Source organism: Lysobacter lycopersici, assembly GCF_007556775.1.
Classification (GTDB): Bacteria; Pseudomonadota; Gammaproteobacteria; order Xanthomonadales; family Xanthomonadaceae; genus Pseudoluteimonas; species Pseudoluteimonas lycopersici.
In genome coordinates this window covers 1,204,140-1,228,824 of sequence record NZ_CP041742.1, presented here as the reverse complement: position 1 = coordinate 1,228,824, position 24,685 = coordinate 1,204,140, and the positions used below count along the sequence as shown (strand labels likewise).

Below are 24,685 nucleotides of genomic sequence, written 5' to 3'. Positions count from 1 at the left end.
CTGCGCGGGCGCCGCGCATGGACGCGCTGGCCCGCCTGCGGCACCATTCCACCGTCACCGCAGTGCAGGATGCCGAATGCGCAGTTCGATCCGCTGGACCTGTCTCCTGGCCGGGCTGCTCGCCGCCGGAAGCGCGTACGCGCAGCGCGTGGAGGGCGATCGCGCCCGCGCCAGCGGCCCGTTCGACGCGGAAGTGCCGGTGAACAGCCAGAACACCGCCGAACGCAATTCCGCGTTCGCACGCGCGCTGGTACAGGTGCTGAACAACCTCTCCGGAGGCCAGGGCGTCGCCGCCCAACCGGGCGTTTCCGCCGAGCTGAAGCGCGCCGCGGATTATGTCGACGATTACGACTACCGCCAGGACGAGGGCGTTTCCGCCAGCACCGGCGCGCCGACCTTCGGCACCACGCTGGTGGTGCATTTCGATCCGGCCAAGGTGCAGGAGATGGCCAGCGACCTCGGCCTGCCGGTATGGCCGGAACCGCGGCCCAAGCCGGTGCTGTGGCTCGCCATCGACGACGGCAGCGGCCCGCGCCTGGTCGGGTTGTCGCAGGCGAATGCGGCGCGTTCCATCCTCGACCGTGCCAAGGCGCGCGGCTACAAACTCGGCCTGCCCGCGGGCAATGCCGCCGAACAGGCCGCCGCGGGCGCGATCTGGCGCGGCGACACCGCCGCGATCGCGCGCATTTCCAGCCGCTACAACCCGCCGATGCAGTTGATCGGCAAGCTTTCGCGCAAGGGCGCGGGCTGGCACGCGGACTGGACCCTGGTCGATGGCGGGCGCGTGCTCTCGCGCTGGAGCGACGACGACGGCGATGCGCGCCGGGCGATGGCCTCGGGCGCGGACGGCGCCGCCGATGCGCTGGTGAAACGCTATGCGAAGCGCGGCGGGCCGGGCGTCGGCAGCCCGGGCAGCTACACCGTGAGCTTCGCCGGCATCGACAACGGCGACGACTACATCCGCCTGTCCGCGTTGCTGCAGAAGGTGTCGGTGGTGCGCGGCTTCCGACCAGTCCACGCGATGCCGGGCACGCTTGACGTGCAGCTCGACCTGACCACCGGACTCGCCGGTTTCCGCCGCCTCGCCGGCGATGCGCTGGAACCCGCCGATACCGTCGACGGCGCGCCGCCGGTGTTCCGCCTGCGCTGATGTCCGACGCCACGCCGCTGCACGAGATCGCGCGCTTCTACCGCCGCCTGCAATGGACGGCGGTGGCGCTGCTCGCCGGCTGGCTGCTGTGGCTGCTGGCGCCGGTGCTATCGCCATTCGTGTTCGCCGCGCTGCTCGGCTGGCTCGGCGATCCGCTGGTGGACCGCATCGAACGCCGCGGCCTGTCGCGCAACGTGGCGGTGCTGCTGGTGTTCGGCGGCATGATGCTGGTGCTGGTACTGGCCCTGTTGCTGCTGTTGCCGCTGCTCGAACGCCAGATCGTGACCCTGGTGCAATCGTTGCCGCGCTATCGCGACTGGCTGGTCGGTACGGTGCTGCCATGGCTGGAACGACGTACCGGCCTGCAACTGCTCGCATGGCTGGATCCGGAACGCCTGATCGAACTGGTGCGTTCGCACTGGCAACAGGCCGGCGGCATGGCGAAGACCGTGCTCGGCTACCTGTCGCGTTCCGGCTTCGCGCTGCTCGGCGTGGTCGCCAACGTGGTGTTGCTGCCGGTGCTGACGTTCTTCTTCCTGCGCGACTGGGATCTGTTCGTCGAACGCATCGCCGCGCTGGTGCCGCGCGACCACGAGGCGACGGTATCGCGGCTGGCGCAGGCCTCGAGCGACGTGCTCGGCGCGTTCCTGCGCGGGCAGTTCCTGGTGATGCTGATCCTCGGCGTGCTCTACGGCATCGGCCTGTGGGCAGTGGGCCTGGACCTGGGCGTGCTGATCGGCGTGCTCGCCGGCGCGCTCACCTTCGTGCCCTACCTCGGTCCGGCCACCGTGGTCGTGTTCGGCGGCATCGCCGCGCTGGTGCAGTACGGCGACTGGCCGCACCTGCTCGGCGTGCTCGCGGTGTTCGGCGTCGGCCAGGTGATCGAGAGCTATTTCCTCACGCCCAAGCTCGTCGGCGACCGCATCGGCCTGCATCCGGTCGCGGTGATCTTCGCCGTGCTCGCGGGTGGGCAACTGTTCGGTTTCCTCGGCATGCTGCTCGCGCTGCCGGTGGCGGCGGTGACGAACGTGCTGCTGCACTACGCGGTGGAACGCTATCGCGCCAGCCGCATCTACCAGGGCGAGCAGCCGGTGCCGGTCGAGGCCGCGCCGCCGGTGATGATCGAAACCGCGACGCCGCCACCGCAGGATCCACCGCCGGCGTGAGCCCCAGCGACGACGCACCACGCGGCCATGCGCAACTCGCGCTGGAATTGCGCATGCCGCCCGACCAGCGCTTCGATACCTTCGTCGCCGCTCCTCCGGCGGCGCTGGCGCAGTTGCGCGCGCTGGCGCGCGGCGAATCGAGCGATGCGATCTACGTCGAAGGCGCGCACGGCACGGGCAAGAGTCACCTGCTGCGCGCGACCTGCGCGGGCGCGGATGCGCTCGGTCGCAGCGTCGCCTACCTGCCGCTGGAATCGCTGCGCGGGCGCCTGCGCGATGCGCTGGAACTGCTCGCGGGCCGCGACCTCGTCGCGGTGGACGGGCTCGAAGCCATCGCCGGCGAACGCGAGGACGAAGTCGCGTTGTTCGACCTGCACAACCGCACGCGTGCCGAAGGCGTGGCGCTGTTCTACGCCGCAAGCGCGGCGCCGGCGGAACTGGGGTTCGTACTGCCGGACCTGGTGTCGCGGCTGTCGCAATGCCATCGCATCGCGTTGTCGCCGCTGGACGACGACGACCGCCGCGAAGTGTTGCGCCTGCGTGCGCGGCATCGTGGCGTGGCCTTCGATGACGCGGCCATCGACTGGCTGCTGCGCCGCGCCGGTCGCGACCTCGCCGGCCTCACGGCATTGCTGGATCGTCTGGATCGCGCATCGCTCGCGGCGCAACGCCGCATCACCGTGCCGTTTTTGCGGGAAGTGCTTGGTACAAGTTAGCCGTCATCCAGAGCGCTCCGGGTCGTCATCCTGAGCGCAGCGAAGGACCTGCTTTTCCGGATGCAGAATCCGCGAACCATCCTTCCGCAAGATCGTCCCAAGTCGGGTTCGACCGTTCGATCAATGCGATCTTTCGGGATCGCAGCCAGCCCTTGATTTGCTTCTCGCGTGCAATGGCACTCGCTGGGTCGGCAGTGGTTTCGAAATGGACGAGGCGATTGATCCGGTAGCGGGCGGTGTGGCCGGGAACAGCGTGCGTGCGGTGTTCCCACATCCGTCTGGCGAGGTCGCCAGTGACGCCTACATACAGGTTCCGCGACCTGCTGGAAAGGATGTAGACGAAGTAAGTGCGTTCCATGTCCGCAGTTCATGCGGAAAGCACGCGAAGAGGAAGCGGGCGATCTCTGATACGCAGATCGGATGTTGTCGCGGTGTTTCAAGGAGCAACAGCAGGTCCTTCGGCTTCGCCTCAGGATGACAATGTGGGTGCCTGATGACTCGCGACGTGGTTCCGCTACTTCAAGCTCGCATCCAACTCCGCCAACCGCTCCGGCGTGCCCACGTCCGTCCATTTGCCACGATGGTGTTCGCCGGCCACAGCGCCGCGCGCCATGGCCGCGCGCAGCAGCGGCGCGAGCTTGAAGCGCGGCGGGGTTTCGTCGGCGCCGGGCGCATCGCCGATGATTTCGCGCCAATCGTCGAACAACGAGGGTCGGTACACGCCGATGCCGGAGAAAGTGAGCTTCGAATCGCCATCGGAAGCGACTTCGCCGATTTGCCCCTCACCCGGCTTCGCCACCCTCTCCCCGCTCGCGGGGAGAGGGTAATGCAGAGCGAAATCCCCGCGCGGATGCTGCGGCGGGTTGTCGACCAGCACCAGGTGCGCGTCGCCGGCCGGTTCATCCGGCAGAAGCGAGAAGTCGTAATCGGTCCAGACGTCGCCGTTCACCGCGATGAAGGCTTCGTCGCCGTCGCGCAGGAAGGGCAGGGCATTCCACATGCCGCCGCCGGTTTCCAACGGCGTTGAGCCTTCGTAGATGCAATGCAGATCGATGCCCCAGCGGCTGCCGTCGCCGAGCGCGTGCGGAAATTGTTCCGCCAGCCACGACGTGTTGACCACCACTTCGTGAATGCCGATCGCGGCCAGCTTTTCCAGATGCCATTCGATCAGCGGCTTGCCGCCGGCGCGTAGCAGCGGCTTCGGCGTGGTGTCCGTGAGCGGGCGCATGCGCTCGCCGAGGCCCGCGGCGAAGATCAGTGCTCTCACGACTGCGCCGCCATCGCCGGTTTCACCTTCGCTTCGATGAAGCGCTGCAGCGGCGTGAACTCCGGGTATTTCGGCAGCACCGCGTCGAGGTAGGCGAAGAAACGCGGCGCGTCGGCGAGGTATTTCGGCTTGCCGTCGCGATGGTTGAGGCGCGCGAAGATGCCGATCACCTTCAGGTGCCGCTGCACGCCGATCAGGTCGGCGTCGCGGCGGAAGCGCGCGAGTTCCGGCACCGGCAATCCTGCTGCGTGCGCGCGCTGGTGGTAACGCGCGAGCCATTCGTCCACGCGTTCCTCCGGCCAGCTGAGGAATGCATCCTTGAACAGGCTGAGCGCGTCGTAGGCGATGGGCCCGCGCACCGCATCCTGGAAATCGAGTACCGCGGGGCCGTCGTCCGCGGGCATGAGGTTGCGCGGCATGAAATCGCGATGCACCAACACCTGCGGCTGCGCCAGCGCCGCGTCGATCAGAATACGGTACGCGCCGTCCAATGTTTCGAGATCGCCGCAATCCAGCGTCATGCCGAGGTGGCGGCCGCAGAACCATTCGTCGAACAGGCGCAGTTCGCGCGCGAGCAGGGCTTCGTCGTAGGCCGGGAAATCCGCCGGCGCCGGAATCGCCTGCAGCTTCAGCAATTGCGACACCGCGCCGTCGAACAGCGCATCGGCGTTCGATTCGTCGATCAGGTGCAAATAGGTATTCGCACCCAGGTCCTCGAGCAAGAGGAAGCCGGCTTCGACATCGCGCGCCAGCACCTGCGGCACACGCACGCCGCCGGCGTCGAGCAGGTCGCGGATGCGCAACCACGGCCGCACGTCTTCCTTGTCCGGCGGCGAATCCATGACAACGCGCGACGGCGTGCCGCTGCTGCGCCAGTAACTGCGGAAGCCGGCGTCCATCGACGCGCGTTCCAGCGTGGTATTCGCATCCCCCGACGCGGCGCGGGCCCAGGCCAGGCGCGCTTCGGCGCGGGCGTCGTCGTTCGCGGTCATCCGGTGTCCCGAAGCTGGTCGTCTGGTGCGACAGGTTAAACTGCGACCACGACGACGGCGAGGTGGACGTGGCCCGATTGCAGGCGGTGTTGCTTTCCGGCGGTTCGGGCACGCGGCTGTGGCCGCTGTCGCGCGAGGCCTATCCGAAGCAGTTCCTGCCGCTGGCCGGCGAGGACAGCATGCTGCAGGCCACGTGGCGGCGGGTCGCGCCCATCGCCCCTTCACCACCCATCGTGGTCGCGAACGAGGAACACCGCTTCCTCGCTGCCGAGCAGTTGCGCCTGGTCGGTGTTTCCGATCCCGCCATCGTGCTGGAACCGGTCGGTCGCAATACCGCGCCGGCGATTGCCGCGGCCGCGTTGCAGGCCATGGCCGCGGGCGACGAACCGCTGCTGCTGGTGCTGCCGTCCGACCACGTGGTGCGCGACGCCGATGCGTTCTGCGCCGCGGTGCAGGCCGCATCGTCGGCGGCGGAGCAGGGTGCATTGGTGACCTTCGGCATCGTGCCGAACGCGCCGGAAACCGGCTTCGGCTATATCCATGCGAGCGATGGGGAAGGCGTGCGCAAGGTGCTGCGTTTCGTCGAGAAGCCCGATACAGATACCGCGCAACGCTATCTCGACGAAGGCGGCTACTACTGGAACAGCGGCATGTTCCTGTTCCGCGCCTCGCGCTACCTCGACGAATTGCGCAAGTTCCGCCCCGACATCCTCGAGGCGACGACGCGCGCATTCGAATCGGCGAAGCGCGACGGCGATTTCGTGCGTCTCGACAAGGAGGCGTTCGCGGCCTGTCCCTCCGATTCCATCGACTACGCGGTGATGGAGAAGACCGAGGTTGCTTGCGTGCTGCCGGTGGACATCGGCTGGAACGACGTCGGTTCGTGGTCGGCGCTGTGGGAGGTGAGCGAACAGGACGGCGAGGGCAACGCCCACCACGGCGACGTGATCTCGGTGGATTCGCGCGACAGCTACGCCTACGCGCAACGGCTGGTCGCGCTGGTCGGCGTCGACAACCTGGTCGTGGTCGAGACCGACGATGCGGTGCTGGTCGCGCGCAAGGATCGCGTGCAGCAGGTCAAGGACGTGGTGGCGAAGCTGAAATCGGATCGTCGTTCGCAGGCCGCGCTGCATCGCGAAGTGCACCGGCCCTGGGGCAGCTACGACTCGGTCGATGTCGGCGACGGCTTCCAGGTGAAGCGGATCAAGGTGAAGCCGGGCGCGCGGCTCTCACTGCAGTCGCACACCCGCCGTGCCGAGCACTGGATCGTGGTCCGCGGCACCGCGCGCGTCACCCGCGACAACGATGTGTTCGAACTGTTCGCCAACCAGTCGACCTACATCCCGATCGGCGCGAAGCACCGGCTGGAGAATCCCGGCACCGACATGCTCGAATTGATCGAAGTGCAGTCGGGCGACTACCTCGGCGAGGACGACATCGTCCGCTACGACGACGTTTACGGCCGCGCGGGCTGATTCCCGTCGATATCCCTGCAGGAGCGGCTTTAGCCGCGACCCGAAGCGCAAGTGTTTGTCGCGGCTAAAGCCGCTTCTACAGAGCGTGTCGCGCAAAAAAGAAAACGCCCCGCGTGCGCGGGGCGTTCCATGTCGAGCGACATGTGGTTCCGGCTTACCGCTTCGCGGTCTTGGCGCGGACCATTTCGTACAGGAACAACAGCACGATCGCGCACACGATGGAAACGACGAAGCCGAGGATGCCGCTGCTGATGCCCAGCGCGCCGGCGACGTAGCCGCCGGCCCAGGCGCCGGCGATGCCGAGGATGATCGTCAGGATCCAGCCCATCGGATCCGCGCCCGGCTTGAAGAAGCGCGCCAGCACGCCGATCACGGCGCCGATCAGGATCGTATACAGGATGCCGCCCATGCCATTCCCCTCCGGTCTGTGGTTGGTGGATACCGCGCCGGCATCCTAGCAAGCCGCGCCGGCCGGCGGGGAAGGGCTCAGCAGCAGCCGTGGTCGCCGTGGTCGTGGCCGCCGGCCACCGCCGCGACCCCGCGGGTCTCGCCGCGCGCGCTGGCGGCCTGGTGCTCGGCGACGACGCGGGCGACGCATGCGGTGACGCGCTTGCCCATCGGGATGTGCAGGAACTCGTTCGGGCCGTGCGCGTTGGAATGCGGGCCGAGCACGCCGGTGATCATGAACTGCGCGCCGGGGAACTTCTCGCCGAGCATGCCCATGAACGGAATGGTGCCGCCTTCGCCCATGTACATCGCCGGTTTGCCGAAGAACGCTTCGCTCGCATCTGCAATCGCGCGTTCCAGCCATGGCGCGAGCGCCGGCGCGTTCCAGCCGGTCGAAGCCTTTTCCAGCGACAGCGTTACTTTCGCGCCATTGGGCGGATCGTGCAGCAGTGCTTCCTGCAACAGTTCGCCACCGCGCTTGCCTTCCAGCGTGGGCGGCAGCCGCAGCGACAGCTTCACCGAGGTGAAGGGACGCAGCACGTTGCCGGCCGAGGCCAGCGGCGGGATGCCGTCGACGCCGGTGATCGACAGCGCCGGTCGCCAGGTGCGGTTGAGCACCAGTTCGGTCAGGTCCGCGTTCATCGGCGTCATGCCGGGCAGGAACGGGAACTTGTCGTAGACCTCGTCGCCGAGCACGTCCGCGACCTTCTTCGCCTGCGCGAGGCGGTCGGCGGGAATCTCGACATGCAGGCCGTCGACGAGGATTCGCCCGGTGTCCTGGTCCTCGATGCGCGAGAGCAGTTGCCGCAGCAGGCGGAAGCTCGAGGGCACGATGCCGGAGGCATCGCCCGAATGCACGCCTTCCTCCAGCACCTGCACGCTGAGGTTGCCGCCGGCGAGTCCGCGCAGCGAGGTCGTGCACCACAACTGTTCGTAATTGCCGCAGCCCGAATCCAGGCACACCACCAGCGATGGCTTGCCGATGCGATCCGCAAGATGGTCGACGTAAGCGGGAAGGTCGTAGCTGCCGGATTCCTCGCAGGCTTCGATCAGCACCACGCAGCGCGCGTGGGCGATGCCCTGCGCCTGCAGCGCCTCGATCGCGGCGAGCGAGCCGAAGATCGCGTAACCGTCGTCGGCGCCGCCGCGACCGTAGAGCTTGTCGCCCTTCAGCACCGGCTCCCAGGGGCCGAGGCCTTGGTCCCAGCCGGTCATTTCCGGCTGCTTGTCGAGGTGGCCGTAGAGCAGCACGCAATCGTCGTCGCTGCCGCCGTTCGCGGCCGGGATCTCGATGAAGATCAGCGGCGTGCGGTTTTCGAGACGCACGATCTCCAGCTCCAGGCCCGGGATCGAACGCTTTTGCGCCCAGCCCGCGAGCTGCTGCACCGCGCGTTCCATGTGCCCGTTCTTCACCCAGTCGGCGTCGAACATCGGCGACTTGTTCGGAATGCGGATGTACTCGACCAGCTGCGGGACGATGTCGTCGTCCCAGGCCCGGTCGATGTGCTGCTGCAGCTGCTTGGCATCCATGTGGAAGCGTTCCTGCGGAGTTCGTACCGCAATTCTAGCGCCTGCCCCGGATCGGGCTTTTCCGAGCATCCGGTGCGGCGGCTTCCGGCGCCGGATGGCTGGTCGGGCGATGGGACGGCCGAGGCCATCGGCGGACAGTGTCTCCACCGACGCGGCGTTCGCGTCCGGACCCACCCACCGACACGGAGAACCGCCATGAACCTCAAGACCGCCTGTTCCGCCCTGCTGCTTTCCCTGGCCATCGCCGGCAGCGCCTTCGCCGCCGACAAGGTCAACCTCAACACCGCCGATGCCGCGACCATCGACCGCGTGCTGCTCAACGTCGGCCCGGCCAAGGCGCAGGCCATCGTCGACTACCGCAAGCAGCACGGCGCCTTCCGCAGCCCCGAGGAGCTGGCCATGGTCAAGGGCATCGGCCTCAAGACCGTGGAAAAGAACCGCGATCGCATCCTCGTCGCGCCGGCGCGCGCCACGGCGCCGGCCGCCAAGCCGGCCGCGATGGCGAAGCGCTGATCACACGGCGGATGGCAGCGGGCTCCCGGCTGCAGCGATGCGGCCGGGAGTTTTTGTTTACACAAAAATGTTTATAATCTCGCTCCACGGCGCCACGTCATGAAATACGCGGAGTTCAGGCGGTGGCTGGCCGTGCGCGGCGTGCGTTTCGAAGAAGGCGGGCGGCACACCAAGCTGTACTACCGGGGCCGGCAATCGACCCTGCCGCGGCATTCAGGTGAAATCGGGGAAGGCTTGCGGAAGGCGATTCTCGGGCAACTCGGCATTGCGATTCCGAAGCGGTAGTCGGGAACGACGGAGGCGACATGTTCTATCCAGCGAAAATCCGGGCCGATGGCGCTTCGTTCCTCGTGACGTTCCGCGACATTCCCGAGGCATTGACCTCGGGGCGCAGCCGCAGGCAGGCCGAAGCCATGGCGCGCGACGCGCTGGTCACTGCGATGGATTTCTATTTCGAGGATCGCCGCAAGGTACCGCTCGCTTCGAAGTCGCGGCGCGGCGAGGTGCTAGTGCCGGTCGCGGCGAGCGTTGCGGCCAAGGTGCTGCTGCTGAACCAGATGATCGACAGCGGACTCACCGCGGCCGAACTGGCGCGCAGGCTCGACACCAGCCCGCAGGCGGTCAACCGCATCGTCGACATCCACCACGCGACCAAGATCGACACCATCGCCGCGGCATTGCAGGCCATGGGCCGGCAGTTGGAACTCTCGGTCGCCTGACCACACGCCCGGGCCTACACTCGCCGCATGGGCGAAACGCGATCCCGGGTGATTCCCGCCAATGAATACCAGCGCGTGCGCTGGAAGAACGGCCTCGGCTGGACGCGCGAAATCGCACGGTTCCCGGATGCCGACGACTGGGACTGGCGCCTGTCGATCGCCGAGATCGAGCGCGACGCGGAGTTCTCCGCATTCCCCGGTGTCGAGCGCGAACTGGTGCTGCTCTCCGGCAACGGCGTGCGGCTGGTGTTCGACGATGGCGAAACGCAGGAATTGCATCCGCCGCATGATCGCCTGCGTTTCGCCGGCGAACGCAGGTTGCGCGGCGAACTGGTCGACGGCACGACCCACGACTTCAACCTGATGTGGCGGCGCGAGCGCCTCGATGCCCAGCTCTGGCACCGGCCGCTGGTGGGCACCATGGTGCTGTTCGTTGATGCCGGCGAAACCTGGGCCGTGCATTTGCTGGCGGGCGAAGCGCGCTTCGCCGATGCTTCCGGCCTGGGCCGGTTGGAAGCGGGCGATACCGCGATCTTGCACGCAGGCGAAGAACGTGTGCGCCACGTGCTGGATGGCGCCGGCGAAGTCCTGCTGATTCGATTGCAACCTCGATCCGGCTAGAGCAACGCCGGAATCACCACCAGCAAAAACGCGGCCGACGAGGCGCAGAACACGCTCAGCAGCATCTGCCGATAGCTGCGGCCGCGCGCCCACATCCAGATGCCGGACAGGCCGAGCAGCACCATCGCGATGGCGAAGCTGTCGGCCAGCACGCGCCAGCCGATGCCGCCGCCGACGGTCTTGTGCAGGCGGTTGATCGCGGCGAGGAAACTCTGGTGATTGCGTTTCAATTCGGCGCTGTCGCTGCCGGGCGTGTATTCGAGCTGCCAGGAATCGGCGGCGGTGCCGCCGGAAAGATTCCACTTCGGCGGTTGCCTGGCATCGCCGCCACGCTCGCCGCCGCGACCTCCGGGGCCGCCCTTGCGGATCGATTGCACGTCGAGATGCTGCGCCTGCTGCAGCCACAGCGAGAGTTGTTCGGGACTCGTGCGCGCCTCGGCCGGGATCTGCAACGTCGTCGCGCCGGCATCGCGGCTGTCGCCCTGCGGCCAGGCGTTCTCGCCCATGCGGTGGTTGAGCACCAGCCCGGTGGAGCCGTAGAGCACCGCGGCGAGCGCGCCCCAGGCGCCGATCCAGAGATGGATCTGCCGGATCCAGCGATAAGTCTTGTGGTGGCTGAAGATCGCGGGACCGCGCTTGCCGGCATTGGCGTTGGGATTCATCGGTTCGTCGTCGAAGGTTGCGAATGGAACGGCGGGGCGCTCAGGTCTCGGCCCATTGCCGCAGCAGGTTGTGGTACACGCCGGTCAGGCGCAGCAGCGCTTCGCGCTCGCCTCCCGACGCGGTGAGTTGCTGGATGCCGCCGTCGAGTTCCAGCAGCAGGCGCCGGCGTTGCGCGTCGCGCACCAGGCTCTGGACCCAGAAGAACGCCGCGAGCCTCGCGCCGCGCGTCACCGGTTCGACCCGGTGCAGGCTGTCCGACGGATAGACGATCAGATCGCCGGCCGGAAGCTTCACCTCGTGATCGCCGTAGGTATCGCTGACGATCAGTTCGCCGCCGTCGTAGCTGTCGGGGTCGGCGAGGAACAACGTGCACGATACGTCGCTGCGCAACCATTCGCCGTCGCCGAGCGACATCGCCGCGCCGTCGACGTGCATGCCGTATTCGCCACCGCCTTCGTAGCGGTTGAACCGCGGCGGCATGGTCTTCGCCGGCAGCACCGCCGCGTGGTAGAGCGGGTTGGCTGCGAGCGCGGCCAGCACTTCCGCGGCGAGCTCCGCGCGCAACGGCGACGCGTCCGGCAACTGCAGGTTGCGCTTGACCTGCGCGCCCTGCGCGCCGACGGTCTCGCGGCCGTCGGTCCACTGCGCGCTTTCCAGCCGCTGCCGCATCCGCGCCGCTTGCGCGGTATCAAGAATGCCGGGGATGTGCAGCAACATGTGGTGGCTCCGTACGCGACCGACTGCGGGAAAGCGGATTCCCGCAGCCAGGCAGTGTGCCCGACTCAGAACCGGAAGTCCGCGCTCAGCATGAAGCTGCGCGGCTGGCCCGGCGTGTAGCGATAGCCGCTCTTGTTGATCGCGGCCACGTATTGCTTGTCGAACAGGTTGTAGGCATTGAGGCGCAGGGTCAGGGAGTCGTTGACCGCATACGACACGATCGCGTCCCACACCGTCCACGACTTGGTGAACGTTGGGGTGCCCACCGCGCCATCCGTGCCGCGATGCATTCCCTCGGTGTAGCGGACGCCGCCGCCGACGGTCAGGCCGAACGGCAGCCGGTAGGTGGTCCAGCCGGTGAAGGCGTCGCCCGGCGTATAGGTCAGGTTCGGCGAACCATCGGAAGCGATGGACGGACCTTCCGACACTTCGGCATCCTGGTGGGTATATCCGGTCGAGACCGACCAGTCGTCGGTGATGTTGCCGACCGCCGAGAGTTCGACGCCCTTCACCCGCTTCTCGCCCTGCTGGTAGTAGCCGCCGGCACCGTCGCTGATGACTTCGTTGCTTACCGTGGTGTCGAACAGCGACAGGTCCAGGGCCAGCGCGTCCCGGAGCAGCGACCATTTGGCGCCGACCTCGAAGGTCTTCGCTTCCTGCGGATCGTAGGCGGTGTTGTTGGCGCTGTTCGCCGCATCGCTGAGCTGGAAGTTCGCGCCGCCCGGCGGTTGCTGCGAGATCGCGTAGTCCGCGTACAGGCTGACGTCCTCGATCGGCTTGAACACGGCGCCGAGCTTCCAGTTGAGCAAGTTGTCAGAATCGCTGAAGTCGGCGGTGGAAACGATGGTTCCGTTGGCGGTTCCGGTCGGGCAGGCGACGCCGCCGCGGGGCACCGGGGTCGCGGTGGTGCAAACCGCATTCGCCGTGTAATCGGTCGTGTAGTGGTCGAGGCGGAGGCCGGCGGTGAGCAGGAAACGCTCGCCGAACTTCAGCGTGTCGAACAGATAGGCCGACGCGGTGGTCGTCTCGCCGCGGGAATGCGCACCGTTGCGCGCCCAGGTCAGGCCGGTGGCGTTCCAGTCCGGGTCGTACAGGTTGGCCGGCGTCCACGCGCTGCCATTGGTGACCACGACCGTGGGCGAGAATTGCTCTTCGCGGGCGAACTCGAGGCCGGCGCTGAGGTTGTGCCCGACGCCGCCGGTGGCGAAATCCGCGCGCAGGTTCAACTGGTCGGTGAGGATCTTGTTCTCGACCGCCTTCAGGGTCGGGTTGCTGCGCGCGAGCGTGCAGGTCGAGAGGTCGGCCGGGTCAGCGCACACCGTGTTCGCGTTGGTGCCCATGAACGAGGTCAGCAGGTAATCCTGCTCGGTCTTGCCCCAGCGCGCGATGTTGCTCAGCCTCAGCGTGCCGGTGAAATCGTGCTCGAAGCGCAACGTCGCCATCTGTGCGGTCACGTTGTCGTGGTCGGCGCGGGTGCCGTAGAAGTTCTCCGGATCGACCGGGTGGCCGGCGAGGTTTTCCATGCCCGCCTGCGGTTCCCAGCCCGGCAGGCCGATGGTCGGCACGAAGCCGTCCGGCACGTTGTCCTGCTTCACGTAAAGCAGGTCGATCCAGAAGCGGGTGTCGGTGTCGAGGCCGAAGCCGAGCGATGGCGCAACGCCCCAACGGCTGTTGTTGACGTGGTCGCGGCCGGGGACGTCGCTGTCCTGCCACATCGCGTTGAGGCGCAGCGCGGAGGTTTCGCCCAGCATCTGGCTCCAGTCCGCGGTCCCGCGCTTCTGGCCTTCGGTCCCGGCGGAAATCGTGCCGGAAACCGCTTCCGCCAGCCGCGCCTCCTTGCTGACAAGGTTGATCGCGCCAGTCGGGGCGGAGCGACCGGTGTCGGTGCCGGCCGGGCCCTTCAGCACTTCCACCTGTTCGATGTTGAACACATCGCGCGAAATGCTGCCGAGGTCGCGGATGCCGTCGACGAAGACGCTGTTGGAGGTGTCGAAACCACGCATGTAGATCGCGTCGCCGGTGCTGGTGTTGCCGTTCTCGCCCGCGTAGAACGTGCCCACGCCCGGAGTGTTGCGCAGGGCGTCGGTCAGCGTGGTCGCGCCCTGCGCGTTGAACAGGTCGCTGCTGATGACCTGGATGGTTTGCGGCGTGTCCTGCAGCGGCTGCGTGTACTTCGACGACGAGGCCGACGGTTTCAGGCGCACGCCTTCGACGGTGATCGTGTCCAGGGTCCGGGCCTTGTCGGAAGCACCGTCCGGGGCAGCCACCTGCGCGGCCGCCGGGAGGGCGAGCATGCTGCCGGTCAGCAGCGTGGCGATGCCGAGGGGACTACGGATCGGGAAGGGATTGCAGCCGTGTTTCCTGCTCTTGATGTGCGACATGGGCTCGGTCTTGGTGGGGGCCCTGGCGTTCGAGCTCGGGCTGACCGGCATATTCAATCGCAAATGCGAATTATTCGCAACTGGAAATCGAGCAGATACCCCAGCCCTGGGCCGGCGGGTCAGTCGTCGATCCGGACCCAGACCGAGTCGTCTTCGATCTTCGTTTTGTAGGTCCGCACCGGCGCGTAGGCCGGGGGGTTGAGCGCGCGGCCGTCGCGCACGTCGAACCTGGAGCCATGCAGCACGCACTCGATGGTCGCGGAACCGGGATCGAACGCGCCGGCCGACAGTTCGAAATCCTCGTGCGTGCAACGGTCGTCGAGCGCGTAGCAATCGCCGTCGATGTTCACGACCAGTATCGGCGCGTCGCCGTCCCAGGCCACCGTCGATTCACCGGGCAGCAGTTCGCCGATCGCGCAAGCGCGCAGCCAGCGCTCGCTCACGGCATGTTCCTCAAAGCCCAACCCTCACAGGTTTTTCTCCAACACTTCGAAACGCAGGTCGTTGCGAAGGGGAATGCCGAAACGCGGATCGGTTGCGGGGAATGGCTTCTTGATCCCGGTGCGGCGGTAACCGCGGCGTTCGTAGTAGGCGATAAGCTCGTCGCGCACGTCGATCACGGTCATGCGCATCGCCGGCAGCTTCCAGTCCTCGCGCACCACGCGCTCGGCTTCGGCCAGCAACAGCTTGCCCAGCCCTGCGCCCTGCAGGTCCGGACGGATCGCGAACATCCCGAAATAGCCGGCGCCGTCTTCGATGCAGACATGCGCGCAACCGAGCGTTTCGCCACCGCGTTCAGCGAGCAGGATGCGGCTGTCGGCGCGCAGGATATCGCCACGCAACACCTCGGGATCGATCCGGTTGCCGTCGAGCAGGTCGGCCTCGGTGGTCCAGCCGGCGCGGCTGGCGTCGCCGCGGTACGCCGAGGTCACCAGCGCGACCAGCGCGGGAATGTCGGCTTCGACCGCATCGCGGAAAACGATCGTCTCCATGCCTAGTACCGGTGCATGAAGTGGGGAAGAAGCAAAAGCACGATCAGCAGCAGCAACAATGGCACCGCGATCCAGACGATCATCTTGATCGTGGTGGCGGCGCGCCCCTGGATCGCCTCGGCACGGCCTTGCAGGCGTTCGGCGCGCTCGAATTGCTTGTTCGCCATTTCGAACTGGCGGCGTTGCATGTCCAGCGCTTCGGCCTGGCGCTCGAGCTGGATGCGCTGGTTGTCGCGGATCTCGCGCAGGAGCGCGCTCGTTTCGGACTGGTCGGTCATGGCATCCCCTTTTCCCGGGATTAGCCTAGCAGCCGGCGCACCTTCTGCAAGGCCACGACGAAGGCTTCCACTTCCTCGTGCGTATTGTAGAAGGCGAACGAGGCGCGGCAGGTCGCGGGCACGCCGTAGAACTGCATCAGCGGATGCGCGCAATGGTGGCCGGAGCGTACCGCCACGCCTTCCAGGTCGAGCAAGGTGGCGAGGTCGTGCGCGTGCGCGCCCTCGACCAGGAAGCTGATGACCGCGGCCTTGTCCGGTGCGGTGCCGATGATGCGCAGGCCGTCGATCTTCGAAAGATCTTCGGTCGCGTGCGCCAGCAGTTCGCCTTCGCGCGTGGCGATGTTCGCCATGCCGATGGCCGCTAGGTAATCCGTCGCTGCGCCGAGGCCGATCTGTCCGGCGATGTTCGGCGTGCCGGCCTCGAACTTGTGCGGCGGGTCGTTGAACACCGTCCCGTCGAAACGCACTTCCTTGATCATCTCGCCACCGCCGAGGAAGGGCGGCATAGCTTCGAGGTGTTCGCGCCGCGCCCACAACGCGCCGGCGCCGGTCGGGCCGCACATCTTGTGCCCGGTGAAGGCATAGAAATCGCAGCCGATGGCGGCGATGTCCACCGGCATGTGCGGCATCGCCTGCGAGCCGTCGACGACGGTGGCGATGCCGCGACGGCGCGCCTCGCGGCAGATCTCGCGCACCGGGTTGATGGTGCCGAGCACGTTGGACACATGCGCCACGCCGAGGACTTTCACGTCCGGCGTCATTGCCGCATGCAGCGCGACGAGATCGAGCGTGCCGTCTTCGTTGATCTCCGCGACCTTGATCTTCGCGCCGGTGCGTTCGGCGACCAGCTGCCACGGCACGATGTTGGCGTGGTGCTCCATGCGCGTGAGCAGGATGGAATCGCCGGGCTTGAGCCGCGGCAACGCCCACGAGTACGCGGCCAGGTTGATCGCGAACGTGGTGCCGCTGCACAGCACGATGTCGTCCGCGCGCACGTTGGCGAAGGCGGCGAGCTTGCCGCGCGCGGCCTCGTAGGCTTCGGTCGCCTCGCTGCCCAGCGCGTGCACCGCGCGGCTGACGTTGGCGTTGTGGCGGCGATAGAAATCATCGACGGTCTCGATCACCGAGGCCGGCTTCTGCCCGGTGTTCGCCGAATCGAGGTAGACCAGCGGCTTGCCGTGCACTTCGCGCCGGAGCAACGGGAAGTCGGCGCGGACTGCGCTCCAGTCGATGCTCACGCCGCGATCCTCGCCAGCGCGCGATCCAGCGCCGCATCGAGTGCGGCCCGCAGCGTTTCGTCATCGACGCCGGCAACGATTTCGCGACAGAACGCGGCAGTCAGCAGGCGGCGCGCATCGGTTTCGGGAATCCCGCGCGAACGCAGGTAGAACAGCGCGGTCGGGTCGAGCTGGCCGACGGTGGCGCCGTGCGCGGCTTTCACTTCGTCGGCGTGGATTTCCAGCACCGGCTGGGTGTCGATTTCCGCGTTCTCGGACAGCAGCAGGTTCTTGTTCGACAACGTAGCCTCGCTGCCGTCGGCGCCTTCGTCAATGGTGATGCCGCCGTGCAAGATGCCGCGCGCACGGCCGCCGGCGATGCCACGCCACACGAGGTCGCAGCCCGTGTCTGGCGCGGAATGACTCACGTCGAGCCGTACATCGACGTGCTCGCGTGCGCCAAGCACGAACACGCCGCGCGACGCGTGGGTGGCGACGCGTTCCGCCAGACCGACGGCGATTTCGTGGCGCTGCAGGCGGCCGCCGAACAGGGCGAAGGTAGCGTCAAAGTCGACATCCTCCGGGAGATTCGATTGCACGCGGCGGATCAGCGACGCCGAATCCGGCAGTTCGCACAGTGTGACCGTGCGAATGGGCGTGTAGCGGGCGATGTCGAGGTTCACGCGCAGGACGCCAAGCACATTCGCGCCGGATTCGCCGAGATGTTGCTCGAAGATGCTGGCCGGCCCGCGCAGATCGATCGCGAGTTCGTGCGCCCACTGGCTCGGCGCGAACCCGGGAATCGACAGGTACACGAGATGAATCGGATCCACGTCGCCGTTCCAGCCCGTCAGTGTCGTCGTGCCGCCTGCATGCGCGACTTCGACATCGTCGCCGGCGAAATCGGAATGCTCGGCGGAAAACGCGCCGTTGACGAACACGATCCGGCGACCGTTCGTTTCCGCGAGTTCGTAGCGTTCGCGCAACGCGTCTGGTACGGCCGCGGTGCCATCAGCGATCACGAAATCCTGTTGCGACAGGGCGCGAATCGCGGTCCGACTATAGCGCCAGGATTCGCGGCTGGCCTGGTTTTCGCGCAGGCCGAGTTCGTCCAGCAACGCTCTCATGTCAGGCCGTCGCCTCGGGCGCGACGCGATCCTTCACCCATGCGTAGCCATGCGCTTCCAGTTCCAGCGCGAGCTCCGGGCCGCCGGTTTCGACGATGCGGCCGTCGGCGAGCACGTGCACCACGTCCGGCTTGATGTAATCGAGCAGGCGCTGGTAGTGGGTGATGACGAGGAACGCGCGATCCGTCGAACGCAGCGCGTTCACGCCGTCGGCGACGGATTTCAGCGCGTCGATGTCGAGGCCGCTGTCGGTTTCGTCGAGGATCGCCAGCTTCGGTTCCAGCACCGCGAGCTGGAAGATCTCGTTGCGCTTCTTCTCGCCACCGGAAAAGCCTTCGTTCACGCCGCGGTTGAGCAGGGTGTCGGGCAGGTGCAGCACCTTGATCTTCTCGCGCACCAGCTTGAGGAACTGCATGGAATCCAGCTCCGGCTCGCCGCGCGCCTTGCGTTGCGCGTTGAGCGCGCTGCGCAGGAAATAGGTGTTGTTCACGCCCGGGATTTCCACCGGGTACTGGAACGCGAGGAACATGCCGGCGGCCGCGCGTTCCTCGGGTTCGAGTTCGAGCAGCGGCTTGCCGTCGAATTCGACGGAACCTTCGGTCACTTCGTAGCCGTCGCGGCCGGCGAGGATGTTGCCGAGCGTGGACTTGCCGGCGCCGTTCGGGCCCATGATCGCGTGCACTTCGCCGGGCTTCACCTCGAGCGACAGGCCCTTGAGGATTTCGCGGCCGGCGACGCGGGCGTGGAGGTTTTCGATTTTCAGCATGTTCATTCCGTTCCATTCCGCCCCTGTAGGAGCGGCTTTAGCCGCGACATGTTCGCAGCGTGCAAGAAAAGCTCGCGGCTAAAGCCGCTCCTACAAAATCAAAATCAGCCAACCGCACCTTCCAGCGAAACTTCCAGCAACTTCTTCGCTTCCACCGCGAATTCCATCGGTAGCTCGCGGAACACCTGCTTGCAGAAACCGTCGACGATCAGGCTGACCGCGTCTTCCTCGCTGATCCCGCGCGAACGGCAGTAGAACAACTGGTCGTCGCTGATCTTCGACGTCGTCGCCTCGTGCTCCACTGTCGCGTCGGGGCGCTTGACCTCGATGTAGGGGAAGGTGTGCGCGCCGCACTGCTTGCCGATCAGCAGCGAATCGCACTGGGTGTGGTTGCGCGCGCCTTCGGCGCTGCGTTCCACCTTCACCAGCCCGCGATAAGAATTCTGTCCGCGGCCGGCGCTGATGCCCTTGCTCACGATCTTGGATTTCGTGCGCTTGCCGACGTGGATCATCTTGGTGCCGGTGTCGGCCTGCTGGCGATGGTGCGTGAGCGCGACGCTGTGGAATTCGCCGACGCTGTCGTCGCCGAGCAGCACGCAGCTCGGGTATTTCCAGGTGATCGCGGAACCGGTTTCCACCTGCGTCCATGTCACCTTACTGCGCGCGCCGCGGCATTCGGCGCGCTTGGTCACGAAGTTGTAGATGCCGCCGACGCCGTTCTCGTCGCCGGGATACCAGTTCTGCACGGTCGAATACTTGATCTCGGCATCGTCCAGCGCGACCAGTTCCACCACCGCGGCATGCAGTTGGTTGTCGTCGCGCATCGGCGCGGTGCAACCCTCGAGGTAGCTGACGTGGCTGCCTTCCTCGGCCACGATCAGGGTGCGTTCGAACTGGCCGGTGTTCATCGCATTGATGCGGAAATAGGTGCTCAGCTCCATCGGGCAGCGCACGCCGCGCGGAATGAACACGAAGCTGCCATCGGAGAACACCGCCGAGTTCAGCGCGGCGAAATAGTTGTCGCCGGTCGGCACCACGCTGCCGAGGTATTTGCGCACGAGGTCCGGATGTTCGCGGATCGCCTCGCTCATCGAGCAGAAGATCACGCCTTTCTCGGCCAGCTCCTTGCGGAACGTGGTGCTGACCGAAACCGAATCGAACACCGCGTCCACCGCGACGCCGGCGAGCTTGGCGCGTTCGTGCAGCGGCACGCCGAGCTTGTCGTAGGTGTCGAGCAGTTCCTGCGGGACTTCGTCCAGCGAGGCGTACTTCGGGCCCTTGGGCGCGGAGTAGTAGCTGATCGCCTGGAAATCGATGGGCCCGATGTTCAATTTGGCCCAGTGCGGCACCGGCATGGTCAGCCAGTGGCGATAGGCCGCGAGCCGCCATTCGGTCATCCATTCCGGTTCGTCCTTCTTCGCGGACAGCGCGCGGACGATGTCTTCGTTCAATCCGGGCGGCAGCGAATCGGATTCGATGTCGGTGACGAAGCCGGCGTCGTAGCGACGACCGAGCTGTTCGAGGATTTCAGCATTCTTTTCGACGGTGGTTTCGACGGACATGATCGCGTTCCTCAGGCCGTCGCCAACGTGGCGGGAATCGTGCGCGACATGCGCGCGGGCGGGGCGAGCATTTCCGCCAGCGTGACCTTGCGCAGCGCATCGGCGACCACATCGTTGATGCGGCGCCAGTTGGCGCGCACGCCGCAGGAGCTCTCGATGCCGCAGGCGCCGGCATGCACGCTGCATTCGGTCATGCCGAGCGGGCCTTCCAGCGCCTCGACGATGTCGACCAGGGTGATGCGCGCGGCGGGGCGGGCGAGGCGATAGCCGCCGCTCGCGCCGCGGAAGGCCTCGACCAGCCCGGCCTGGGCCAGCGGCTTCAGCACCTTGGCCACGGTCGGCGCTTCCAGCCCCGCCTGTTCGGCAAGTCCGGCGGCGCTCAGCACTTCGCCGGGCCGCGCGGCGAGCACGGTCAGGACCAGGGTGGCGTAGTCGGTGAGCTTGGTGACGCGAAGCATGGCGTGGGCCTCGAAACCGTACCGAAATTGTACGCTTTCGGCCGGGGCCGCTCAAATCCACCGGTTCGCGGCCGCGGCCGGCAGCGCATGACAGCCATCACCCGCGATGGCTGATGGCTGCGAATGGCGGGCGCAGCCCTGCTGCGGAGAATCGCCTTCGTCCCTTCCGGATCAGGAATCAGCGATGAACACCCAGACCCGCAGCCCGTTCGAAACCTCGCTGCACACCGCCGCCAGCCAGCTGGTCGAACGCGCCGCGGCGCTGCCGGCCGAAGCGGGACGCCCGCAGGTAGTGCGCTGGCTGCTGGCGATCGGCGCGCTGTTCATCGCCTGGCGCATGTGGCGCGGATTGAAGCCGTTCGCGTGGGCGCTGTTCGGGCTGTTCGCGGTGCGCTGGTTCCTCGGCGGCTGAGGCGAGTCAGGCGTCGCGCAGCAGCAGCACCGCGCGCAGGCCGCGCGGCGTGTTCGCATGCAGTTGCAGTTCGCCGTGGTGCTGGCGCGCGATGCGTTCGACGATGGCGAGGCCGAGGCCGGTACCGCCCGCGCTGTCGTCGTGCACGAACGGCTGGCGTGCGCGCCTGGCGGCATCGGCGGACAGGCCCGGACCCTGGTCCGCGATTTCGATCCGCCAGGCATCGCCGCCGCGTTGCAGCGACAGCGCGAAGATCGGCTCGCCGTGGCGTTCGGCATTGCCGACCAGGTTCTCGATCGCGCGCAGCAGCGCCATCGGCCGGCCGCGCACCGGCGCCTGCGGCGCGAGTTCGATTTCCCAATCGAACGCGGCGGCGGCGAGCGCGTTGCGGCAGGTTTCCGCGAGGTCGACGGTCTCGATCGCCTCGTCGCGGCCATCGCGCGCATAAGCGATGAACTGCGACAGGATCGCGTCGATCTCGCCGATGTCGCGTTCCATGCCTTCGAGCAGGTCGGGATCGGTGCCCGGCAACAGTGCCAGCGCATACTGCACCCGCGTCAGCGGCGTGCGCAGGTCGTGCGAAATCCCCGCGAGCATGAGCACCCTCTCGCTGGCGGCTTCGCGTACTTCGCTGCTGGCGCGCAGCAGCACCGACTGCAATTCGCGCACTTCGCGCGGCGCGCCCGCGCCGCCGAGGCCGACGTCCTCGCCGCGCATCAGCGCAGGCGCGGCGGCGGCCAGTTCCCGCAGCGGCAGGGCCAGGCGCCGGGCGAAATACGCCGCCGCCAGCCACACCAGCAGCGCGCATCCGGCCAGCAGCAGCACCGAGAATTGCCGCGCGCCCACGCGCGCGCCCTGGGCAAAGGCCACCCACAACGGTTGCGTGGTGTCGAGCTTCAGCCACAGCACGTCGCCGCGCGCGCTGCGCCCGGCCACCACCTCGCGGTCGCCGAGCACGTTGCGCGCCCGGCTTTCGATCAGCGAGAACCAGGGCGAGAGCTGGTCCGAATCGGCGACGGGTGGATCGGTGCGGACCTCGAGGCCGTTGCTGCGCAGCAATTCCAGCGTGCGCGCGGCCGGCTGGTCGCGGTCGAGCGCTTCCACCGATTCGGCGAACGCGTCGATGCTGTGCAGCAGTTGCACGGTCGGCGGTCGGCTGGTGAGTTCGCGGCCGAGCAACACCGCGAGCACGATGGTGCCGACCAGCACCAGCGCGATCACCAGCACGAGTTGCGCGAACACGCCGCGCACGGGACGATTCATGCGTCTTCCTCCGGCGGGACGTAGACATAGCCGACGCCCCATACCGTCTGCAGCATGCGCGGCAGCTTCGGGTCGTCTTCCAGCAGCTTGCGCAGGCGCGCGATGGCGACATCGATGCTGCGTTCCATCGCTTCGTGCCCGCGGCCGCGCGCCAGGCTCATCAGGCGGTCGCGGCTCAGCGGCTGGCGCGGATGGCGCAACAGCACCGACAGGATCGCGAATTCGCCGCCGGTGATCCGCAGCGGTTCGCCGTCGCGGCTCAATTCGCGCCGGCCGAGGTCGAGCAGGAACGGCCCGAAACGTACTTCCCCGCCATCCGCGAGTGGCGCGCCCGGCGCCGGCGGCGCGCTGCGGCGCAGGATCGCGCGGATGCGCGCCAGCAGTTCGCGCGGATTGACCGGCTTGGGCAGGTAGTCGTCGGCGCCGATCTCCAGCCCGACGATGCGGTCGATCTCGTCGCCCTTGGCGGTGAGCATCACCACCGGCGTCGCGTCGCCCTGGCCGCGCAGGCGACGGCAGATGTCCAGCCCGCTTTCGCCGGGCAGCATCAGGTCCAGCACGATCAGGTCGAAGTGCCCGCGATCGAGCGCCTGTTGCATCTGCGCGCCGTCGCCGACGCCCTTCACCGCGAAGCCCTGCGATTCCAGGTAACGCTGCAGCAATTCGCGCAGGCGCAGGTCATCGTCGACCAGCAGCAGCATGGGCGGTGGGGCATCGGTGGCCATTCAGCCACTATCGCGGTCGCCGCGGTGTTTGCGCAAATCCCGGGAAATGGGCCTCGGCCGCGATTTGTAAGCAGTTGTTTCCGGTGCCGTGGCCAGACGCATCTGCTGGCATGCGCGGCGTGTCGCGTACATCTCGCATACATCGGCGCAGCGCAAAGTGGACGCGTCGCCGCTCCCCCTTCCCCCGGCGGCGTCCAGTCCCACTTCCGAGGAACAGCCATGCAGAACACCAAGACCAAGAACACGGTGCTGATCGCCGCGATCCTGCTCGCCTGCGGCACGATCGCCAGCCTCGATGCCGGCGCCCGCGAACGCTCCCGCAGCGTGCAGCACAGCGCGCACCAGGGCAGCGTGTCGGTCCACCGCGACAACGCGCGCTTCCAGGGCGAACGCCAGCGCGACTGGCAACGCGACGGCGAAGGCAACGCGAGCATGACCCGCAGCGGCAGCGTCACCGGCGCGAACGGCGGCACCGCCGAACGCCAGGGCAGCATCACGCGCAATGCCGACGGCAGCCTCACCCACCAGGCCAGCGGTTCCGCGACCAATGCCAATGGCGGTACCATGGAGACCAGCGGCGGCTTCACCCGCGATGCCGACGGCAACGTCACCGGCAGCCGCGATACCAGCGCGACCAACAAGAACGGCGGCACCTACGAGGGTTCCACCAGTTGGAGCGATGGCAAGGTGACCCATACCGGTACCTGCACCAACTCCGCCGGCGCGACCGTCGATTGCCCCAGCAAGCCGGACAACGGCCAGTAATCGAACGCAGCGCAAGCGATGATGCAAAGCGAGGGCGCCGTTCGCGGCGCCCTCGTTCGTTCGGGATGCGGGATCGCGGCGCGGAATCCACCGCGCCTCGTTCAATCCGCGGCGGTTGCGGCGGTTCCCTGCATCGGCTCGGGCGGAAGCGCGAGCTGGAAGTAGGGCAGCGGAGGTTGCTGGCCCGGCGGCAAGTAATCCGGGGCCTTGCCGCCGGCCGGGCCGAGCGAGCGGATGAAGCGGTACAGGGCCCGGCGGTCGCCTTCGTTCATGGCGCGGACGTTGTAGTCCGGCATGATCGGCCGCGTGCGGAGTTCGGCCGAATACTTCAGCCATGTCGCTTCGTCCATGTCCGCGAGCTTGAGTCGCAGGTTGGCGGCATAGGTCGTGCCCCAGGGGCCGTTGTAACCGAGCGGCGAACCCGTCAGCCAGGCCTGTTTCGGAATGTCGCCGCCCTTCTCGGCATAGCCGGGCGTGTGGCAGTCGTTGCAGCCCGCGATCCTCACGAGGTATTCGCCGCGGGCGACGAGTTCGGCGTCGCCGGCGTCGACGGGCGGAGGGGTTTCCGGCGAAGCGGTCGTGGCGGAACAGCCGGCGAGGGCGAGGCCCGTGGCAAGCAGGGCGGGGTGGAGGAATTGGTGGCGCATGGTCGTGTCGCGGATGGAGGATGGGCCAGTTAACGGAAGGTGGCGCGTGGACCGGACACCGCGGTGACGCGGGCCTCCCGCATCGGCGACAATGGCCGTTCATTCCCGCAGGCAAG

At 67.4% G+C, this 24,685-nt stretch carries 29 protein-coding genes; 10 read left to right on the top strand and 19 right to left on the bottom strand.

Going from position 1 to position 24,685, the window contains the following annotated elements:
• Nucleotides 1–76: 76 nt before the first annotated feature.
• From FNZ56_RS06190 to hda, 3 genes are read left to right on the top strand one after another with little or no spacing between them, the layout of a single operon-like run.
• The gene (locus tag FNZ56_RS06190) at nt 77–1,150 is read left to right on the top strand and encodes a DUF2066 domain-containing protein (RefSeq protein ID WP_143878999.1); all 1,074 of its coding nucleotides are present in this window, start codon (nt 77–79) and stop codon (nt 1,148–1,150) included.
• Nucleotides 1,150–2,316 carry an AI-2E family transporter gene (locus tag FNZ56_RS06185; RefSeq protein ID WP_143878998.1) on the top strand — a complete coding sequence of 389 codons (1,167 nt, stop codon included), beginning with the start codon at nt 1,150–1,152 and terminating at the stop codon, nt 2,314–2,316. The genes FNZ56_RS06190 and FNZ56_RS06185 overlap by 1 nt, the downstream gene beginning before the upstream one ends.
• Nucleotides 2,313–3,032 (top strand): DnaA regulatory inactivator Hda, encoded by a 720-nt coding sequence (gene hda / locus FNZ56_RS06180; RefSeq protein ID WP_281286187.1) that lies wholly within the window; start codon nt 2,313–2,315, stop codon nt 3,030–3,032. The genes FNZ56_RS06185 and hda overlap by 4 nt, the downstream gene beginning before the upstream one ends.
• Nucleotides 3,033–3,057: 25 nt before the next feature.
• Here the strand turns inward: hda and FNZ56_RS06175 are convergent, their stop codons facing one another.
• The 3 genes from FNZ56_RS06175 to FNZ56_RS06165 all read right to left on the bottom strand — a co-directional run bounded on the left by FNZ56_RS06175 (nt 3,058) and on the right by FNZ56_RS06165 (nt 5,291).
• Complete coding sequence (locus FNZ56_RS06175) at nt 3,058–3,390, bottom strand: GIY-YIG nuclease family protein (RefSeq protein ID WP_143878997.1); 333 nt, start codon at nt 3,388–3,390, stop codon at nt 3,058–3,060.
• Between the two features lie 156 nt (nt 3,391–3,546).
• Complete coding sequence (gene murU / locus FNZ56_RS06170; RefSeq protein ID WP_143878996.1) at nt 3,547–4,299, bottom strand: N-acetylmuramate alpha-1-phosphate uridylyltransferase MurU; 753 nt, start codon at nt 4,297–4,299, stop codon at nt 3,547–3,549.
• Complete coding sequence (locus FNZ56_RS06165; RefSeq protein WP_143878995.1) at nt 4,296–5,291, bottom strand: aminoglycoside phosphotransferase family protein; 996 nt, start codon at nt 5,289–5,291, stop codon at nt 4,296–4,298. Before FNZ56_RS06165 ends, murU begins: the two co-directional genes overlap by 4 nt.
• Nucleotides 5,292–5,359: 68 nt before the next feature.
• On the opposite strand from FNZ56_RS06165, the gene FNZ56_RS06160 reads away from it, so the two are divergent.
• Nucleotides 5,360–6,766: a mannose-1-phosphate guanylyltransferase/mannose-6-phosphate isomerase gene (locus FNZ56_RS06160; protein ID WP_143878994.1), complete on the top strand. Its 1,407-nt coding sequence runs from the start codon at nt 5,360–5,362 to the stop codon at nt 6,764–6,766.
• A 154-nt stretch (nt 6,767–6,920) separates the two neighbouring features.
• On the opposite strand, the gene FNZ56_RS06155 is transcribed toward FNZ56_RS06160, so the two are convergent.
• Both FNZ56_RS06155 and FNZ56_RS06150 read right to left on the bottom strand, forming a co-directional pair.
• Nucleotides 6,921–7,175 carry a GlsB/YeaQ/YmgE family stress response membrane protein gene (locus tag FNZ56_RS06155; RefSeq protein ID WP_143878993.1) on the bottom strand — a complete coding sequence of 85 codons (255 nt, stop codon included), beginning with the start codon at nt 7,173–7,175 and terminating at the stop codon, nt 6,921–6,923.
• A gap of 77 nt (nt 7,176–7,252) precedes the next feature.
• Nucleotides 7,253–8,743: a M20 family metallopeptidase gene (locus FNZ56_RS06150; RefSeq protein ID WP_143878992.1), complete on the bottom strand. Its 1,491-nt coding sequence runs from the start codon at nt 8,741–8,743 to the stop codon at nt 7,253–7,255.
• Between the two features lie 195 nt (nt 8,744–8,938).
• On the opposite strand from FNZ56_RS06150, the gene FNZ56_RS06145 reads away from it, so the two are divergent.
• From FNZ56_RS06145 to FNZ56_RS06130, 4 genes are all read left to right on the top strand, one after another.
• Nucleotides 8,939–9,256 (top strand): ComEA family DNA-binding protein, encoded by a 318-nt coding sequence (locus FNZ56_RS06145; protein ID WP_143878991.1) that lies wholly within the window; start codon nt 8,939–8,941, stop codon nt 9,254–9,256.
• Between the two features lie 99 nt (nt 9,257–9,355).
• On the top strand, nt 9,356–9,541 hold the full coding sequence (locus FNZ56_RS06140) for a type II toxin-antitoxin system HicA family toxin (RefSeq protein ID WP_143878990.1): 186 nt from the start codon (nt 9,356–9,358) through the stop codon (nt 9,539–9,541).
• Nucleotides 9,542–9,561: 20 nt separating this feature from the next.
• Nucleotides 9,562–9,975, top strand: coding sequence for a type II toxin-antitoxin system HicB family antitoxin (locus FNZ56_RS06135; protein ID WP_143878989.1), 414 nt, complete (start codon nt 9,562–9,564; stop codon nt 9,973–9,975).
• Nucleotides 9,976–10,002: 27 nt separating this feature from the next.
• The gene (locus tag FNZ56_RS06130) at nt 10,003–10,596 is read left to right on the top strand and encodes a HutD/Ves family protein (RefSeq protein ID WP_143878988.1); all 594 of its coding nucleotides are present in this window, start codon (nt 10,003–10,005) and stop codon (nt 10,594–10,596) included.
• On the opposite strand, the gene FNZ56_RS06125 is transcribed toward FNZ56_RS06130, so the two are convergent.
• The 11 genes from FNZ56_RS06125 to FNZ56_RS06075 all read right to left on the bottom strand — a co-directional run bounded on the left by FNZ56_RS06125 (nt 10,593) and on the right by FNZ56_RS06075 (nt 20,757).
• Nucleotides 10,593–11,258: a PepSY-associated TM helix domain-containing protein gene (locus tag FNZ56_RS06125; protein WP_143878987.1), complete on the bottom strand. Its 666-nt coding sequence runs from the start codon at nt 11,256–11,258 to the stop codon at nt 10,593–10,595. The genes FNZ56_RS06130 and FNZ56_RS06125 overlap by 4 nt on opposite strands.
• 40 nt (nt 11,259–11,298) lie before the next feature.
• Entirely contained in the window at nt 11,299–11,976 is a 678-nt protein-coding gene (locus tag FNZ56_RS06120; protein ID WP_143878986.1) for a Fe2+-dependent dioxygenase, read from the bottom strand.
• Between the two features lie 65 nt (nt 11,977–12,041).
• Nucleotides 12,042–14,357 carry a catecholate siderophore receptor Fiu gene (locus tag FNZ56_RS06115; protein WP_143878985.1) on the bottom strand — a complete coding sequence of 772 codons (2,316 nt, stop codon included), beginning with the start codon at nt 14,355–14,357 and terminating at the stop codon, nt 12,042–12,044.
• Between the two features lie 119 nt (nt 14,358–14,476).
• Complete coding sequence (locus FNZ56_RS06110; RefSeq protein ID WP_143878984.1) at nt 14,477–14,800, bottom strand: non-heme iron oxygenase ferredoxin subunit; 324 nt, start codon at nt 14,798–14,800, stop codon at nt 14,477–14,479.
• Between the two features lie 24 nt (nt 14,801–14,824).
• Nucleotides 14,825–15,349 (bottom strand): GNAT family N-acetyltransferase, encoded by a 525-nt coding sequence (locus FNZ56_RS06105; protein WP_143878983.1) that lies wholly within the window; start codon nt 15,347–15,349, stop codon nt 14,825–14,827.
• 2 nt (nt 15,350–15,351) lie between these two features.
• A complete protein-coding gene (locus FNZ56_RS06100; RefSeq protein WP_143878982.1) occupies nt 15,352–15,627 on the bottom strand; it encodes a hypothetical protein in 276 nt (91 codons plus the stop codon).
• Nucleotides 15,628–15,647: 20 nt separating this feature from the next.
• Nucleotides 15,648–16,865, bottom strand: a complete 1,218-nt coding sequence (locus tag FNZ56_RS06095; RefSeq protein WP_143878981.1) for a cysteine desulfurase — start codon at nt 16,863–16,865, stop codon at nt 15,648–15,650.
• A complete protein-coding gene (locus FNZ56_RS06090) occupies nt 16,862–17,971 on the bottom strand; it encodes a SufD family Fe-S cluster assembly protein (protein WP_143878980.1) in 1,110 nt (369 codons plus the stop codon). The genes FNZ56_RS06095 and FNZ56_RS06090 overlap by 4 nt, the downstream gene beginning before the upstream one ends.
• A 1-nt stretch (nt 17,972) precedes the next feature.
• Nucleotides 17,973–18,737 carry a Fe-S cluster assembly ATPase SufC gene (sufC, locus tag FNZ56_RS06085; RefSeq protein ID WP_143878979.1) on the bottom strand — a complete coding sequence of 255 codons (765 nt, stop codon included), beginning with the start codon at nt 18,735–18,737 and terminating at the stop codon, nt 17,973–17,975.
• 104 nt (nt 18,738–18,841) lie between these two features.
• The gene (gene sufB / locus FNZ56_RS06080; protein ID WP_143878978.1) at nt 18,842–20,299 is read right to left on the bottom strand and encodes a Fe-S cluster assembly protein SufB; all 1,458 of its coding nucleotides are present in this window, start codon (nt 20,297–20,299) and stop codon (nt 18,842–18,844) included.
• Nucleotides 20,300–20,310: 11 nt separating this feature from the next.
• Nucleotides 20,311–20,757: an SUF system Fe-S cluster assembly regulator gene (locus FNZ56_RS06075; RefSeq protein ID WP_143878977.1), complete on the bottom strand. Its 447-nt coding sequence runs from the start codon at nt 20,755–20,757 to the stop codon at nt 20,311–20,313.
• 184 nt (nt 20,758–20,941) lie between these two features.
• Here FNZ56_RS06075 and FNZ56_RS06070 point away from each other — a divergent pair, with 184 nt between their 5' ends.
• Complete coding sequence (locus FNZ56_RS06070; RefSeq protein WP_143878976.1) at nt 20,942–21,169, top strand: hypothetical protein; 228 nt, start codon at nt 20,942–20,944, stop codon at nt 21,167–21,169.
• A 6-nt stretch (nt 21,170–21,175) separates the two neighbouring features.
• Here FNZ56_RS06070 and FNZ56_RS06065 read toward each other — a convergent pair whose 3' ends face one another.
• Both FNZ56_RS06065 and ompR read right to left on the bottom strand, forming a co-directional pair.
• The gene (locus FNZ56_RS06065; RefSeq protein ID WP_185970811.1) at nt 21,176–22,432 is read right to left on the bottom strand and encodes an ATP-binding protein; all 1,257 of its coding nucleotides are present in this window, start codon (nt 22,430–22,432) and stop codon (nt 21,176–21,178) included.
• Nucleotides 22,429–23,157, bottom strand: a complete 729-nt coding sequence (gene ompR / locus FNZ56_RS06060; RefSeq protein ID WP_143878974.1) for an osmolarity response regulator transcription factor OmpR — start codon at nt 23,155–23,157, stop codon at nt 22,429–22,431. Before ompR ends, FNZ56_RS06065 begins: the two co-directional genes overlap by 4 nt.
• 219 nt (nt 23,158–23,376) lie before the next feature.
• Between ompR and FNZ56_RS06055 the strand changes: the two genes are divergently transcribed.
• Nucleotides 23,377–23,922, top strand: coding sequence for a hypothetical protein (locus FNZ56_RS06055; protein ID WP_143878973.1), 546 nt, complete (start codon nt 23,377–23,379; stop codon nt 23,920–23,922).
• Between the two features lie 101 nt (nt 23,923–24,023).
• Here the strand turns inward: FNZ56_RS06055 and FNZ56_RS06050 are convergent, their stop codons facing one another.
• Complete coding sequence (locus FNZ56_RS06050) at nt 24,024–24,569, bottom strand: c-type cytochrome (protein ID WP_143878972.1); 546 nt, start codon at nt 24,567–24,569, stop codon at nt 24,024–24,026.
• Nucleotides 24,570–24,685: the final 116 nt, after the last annotated feature.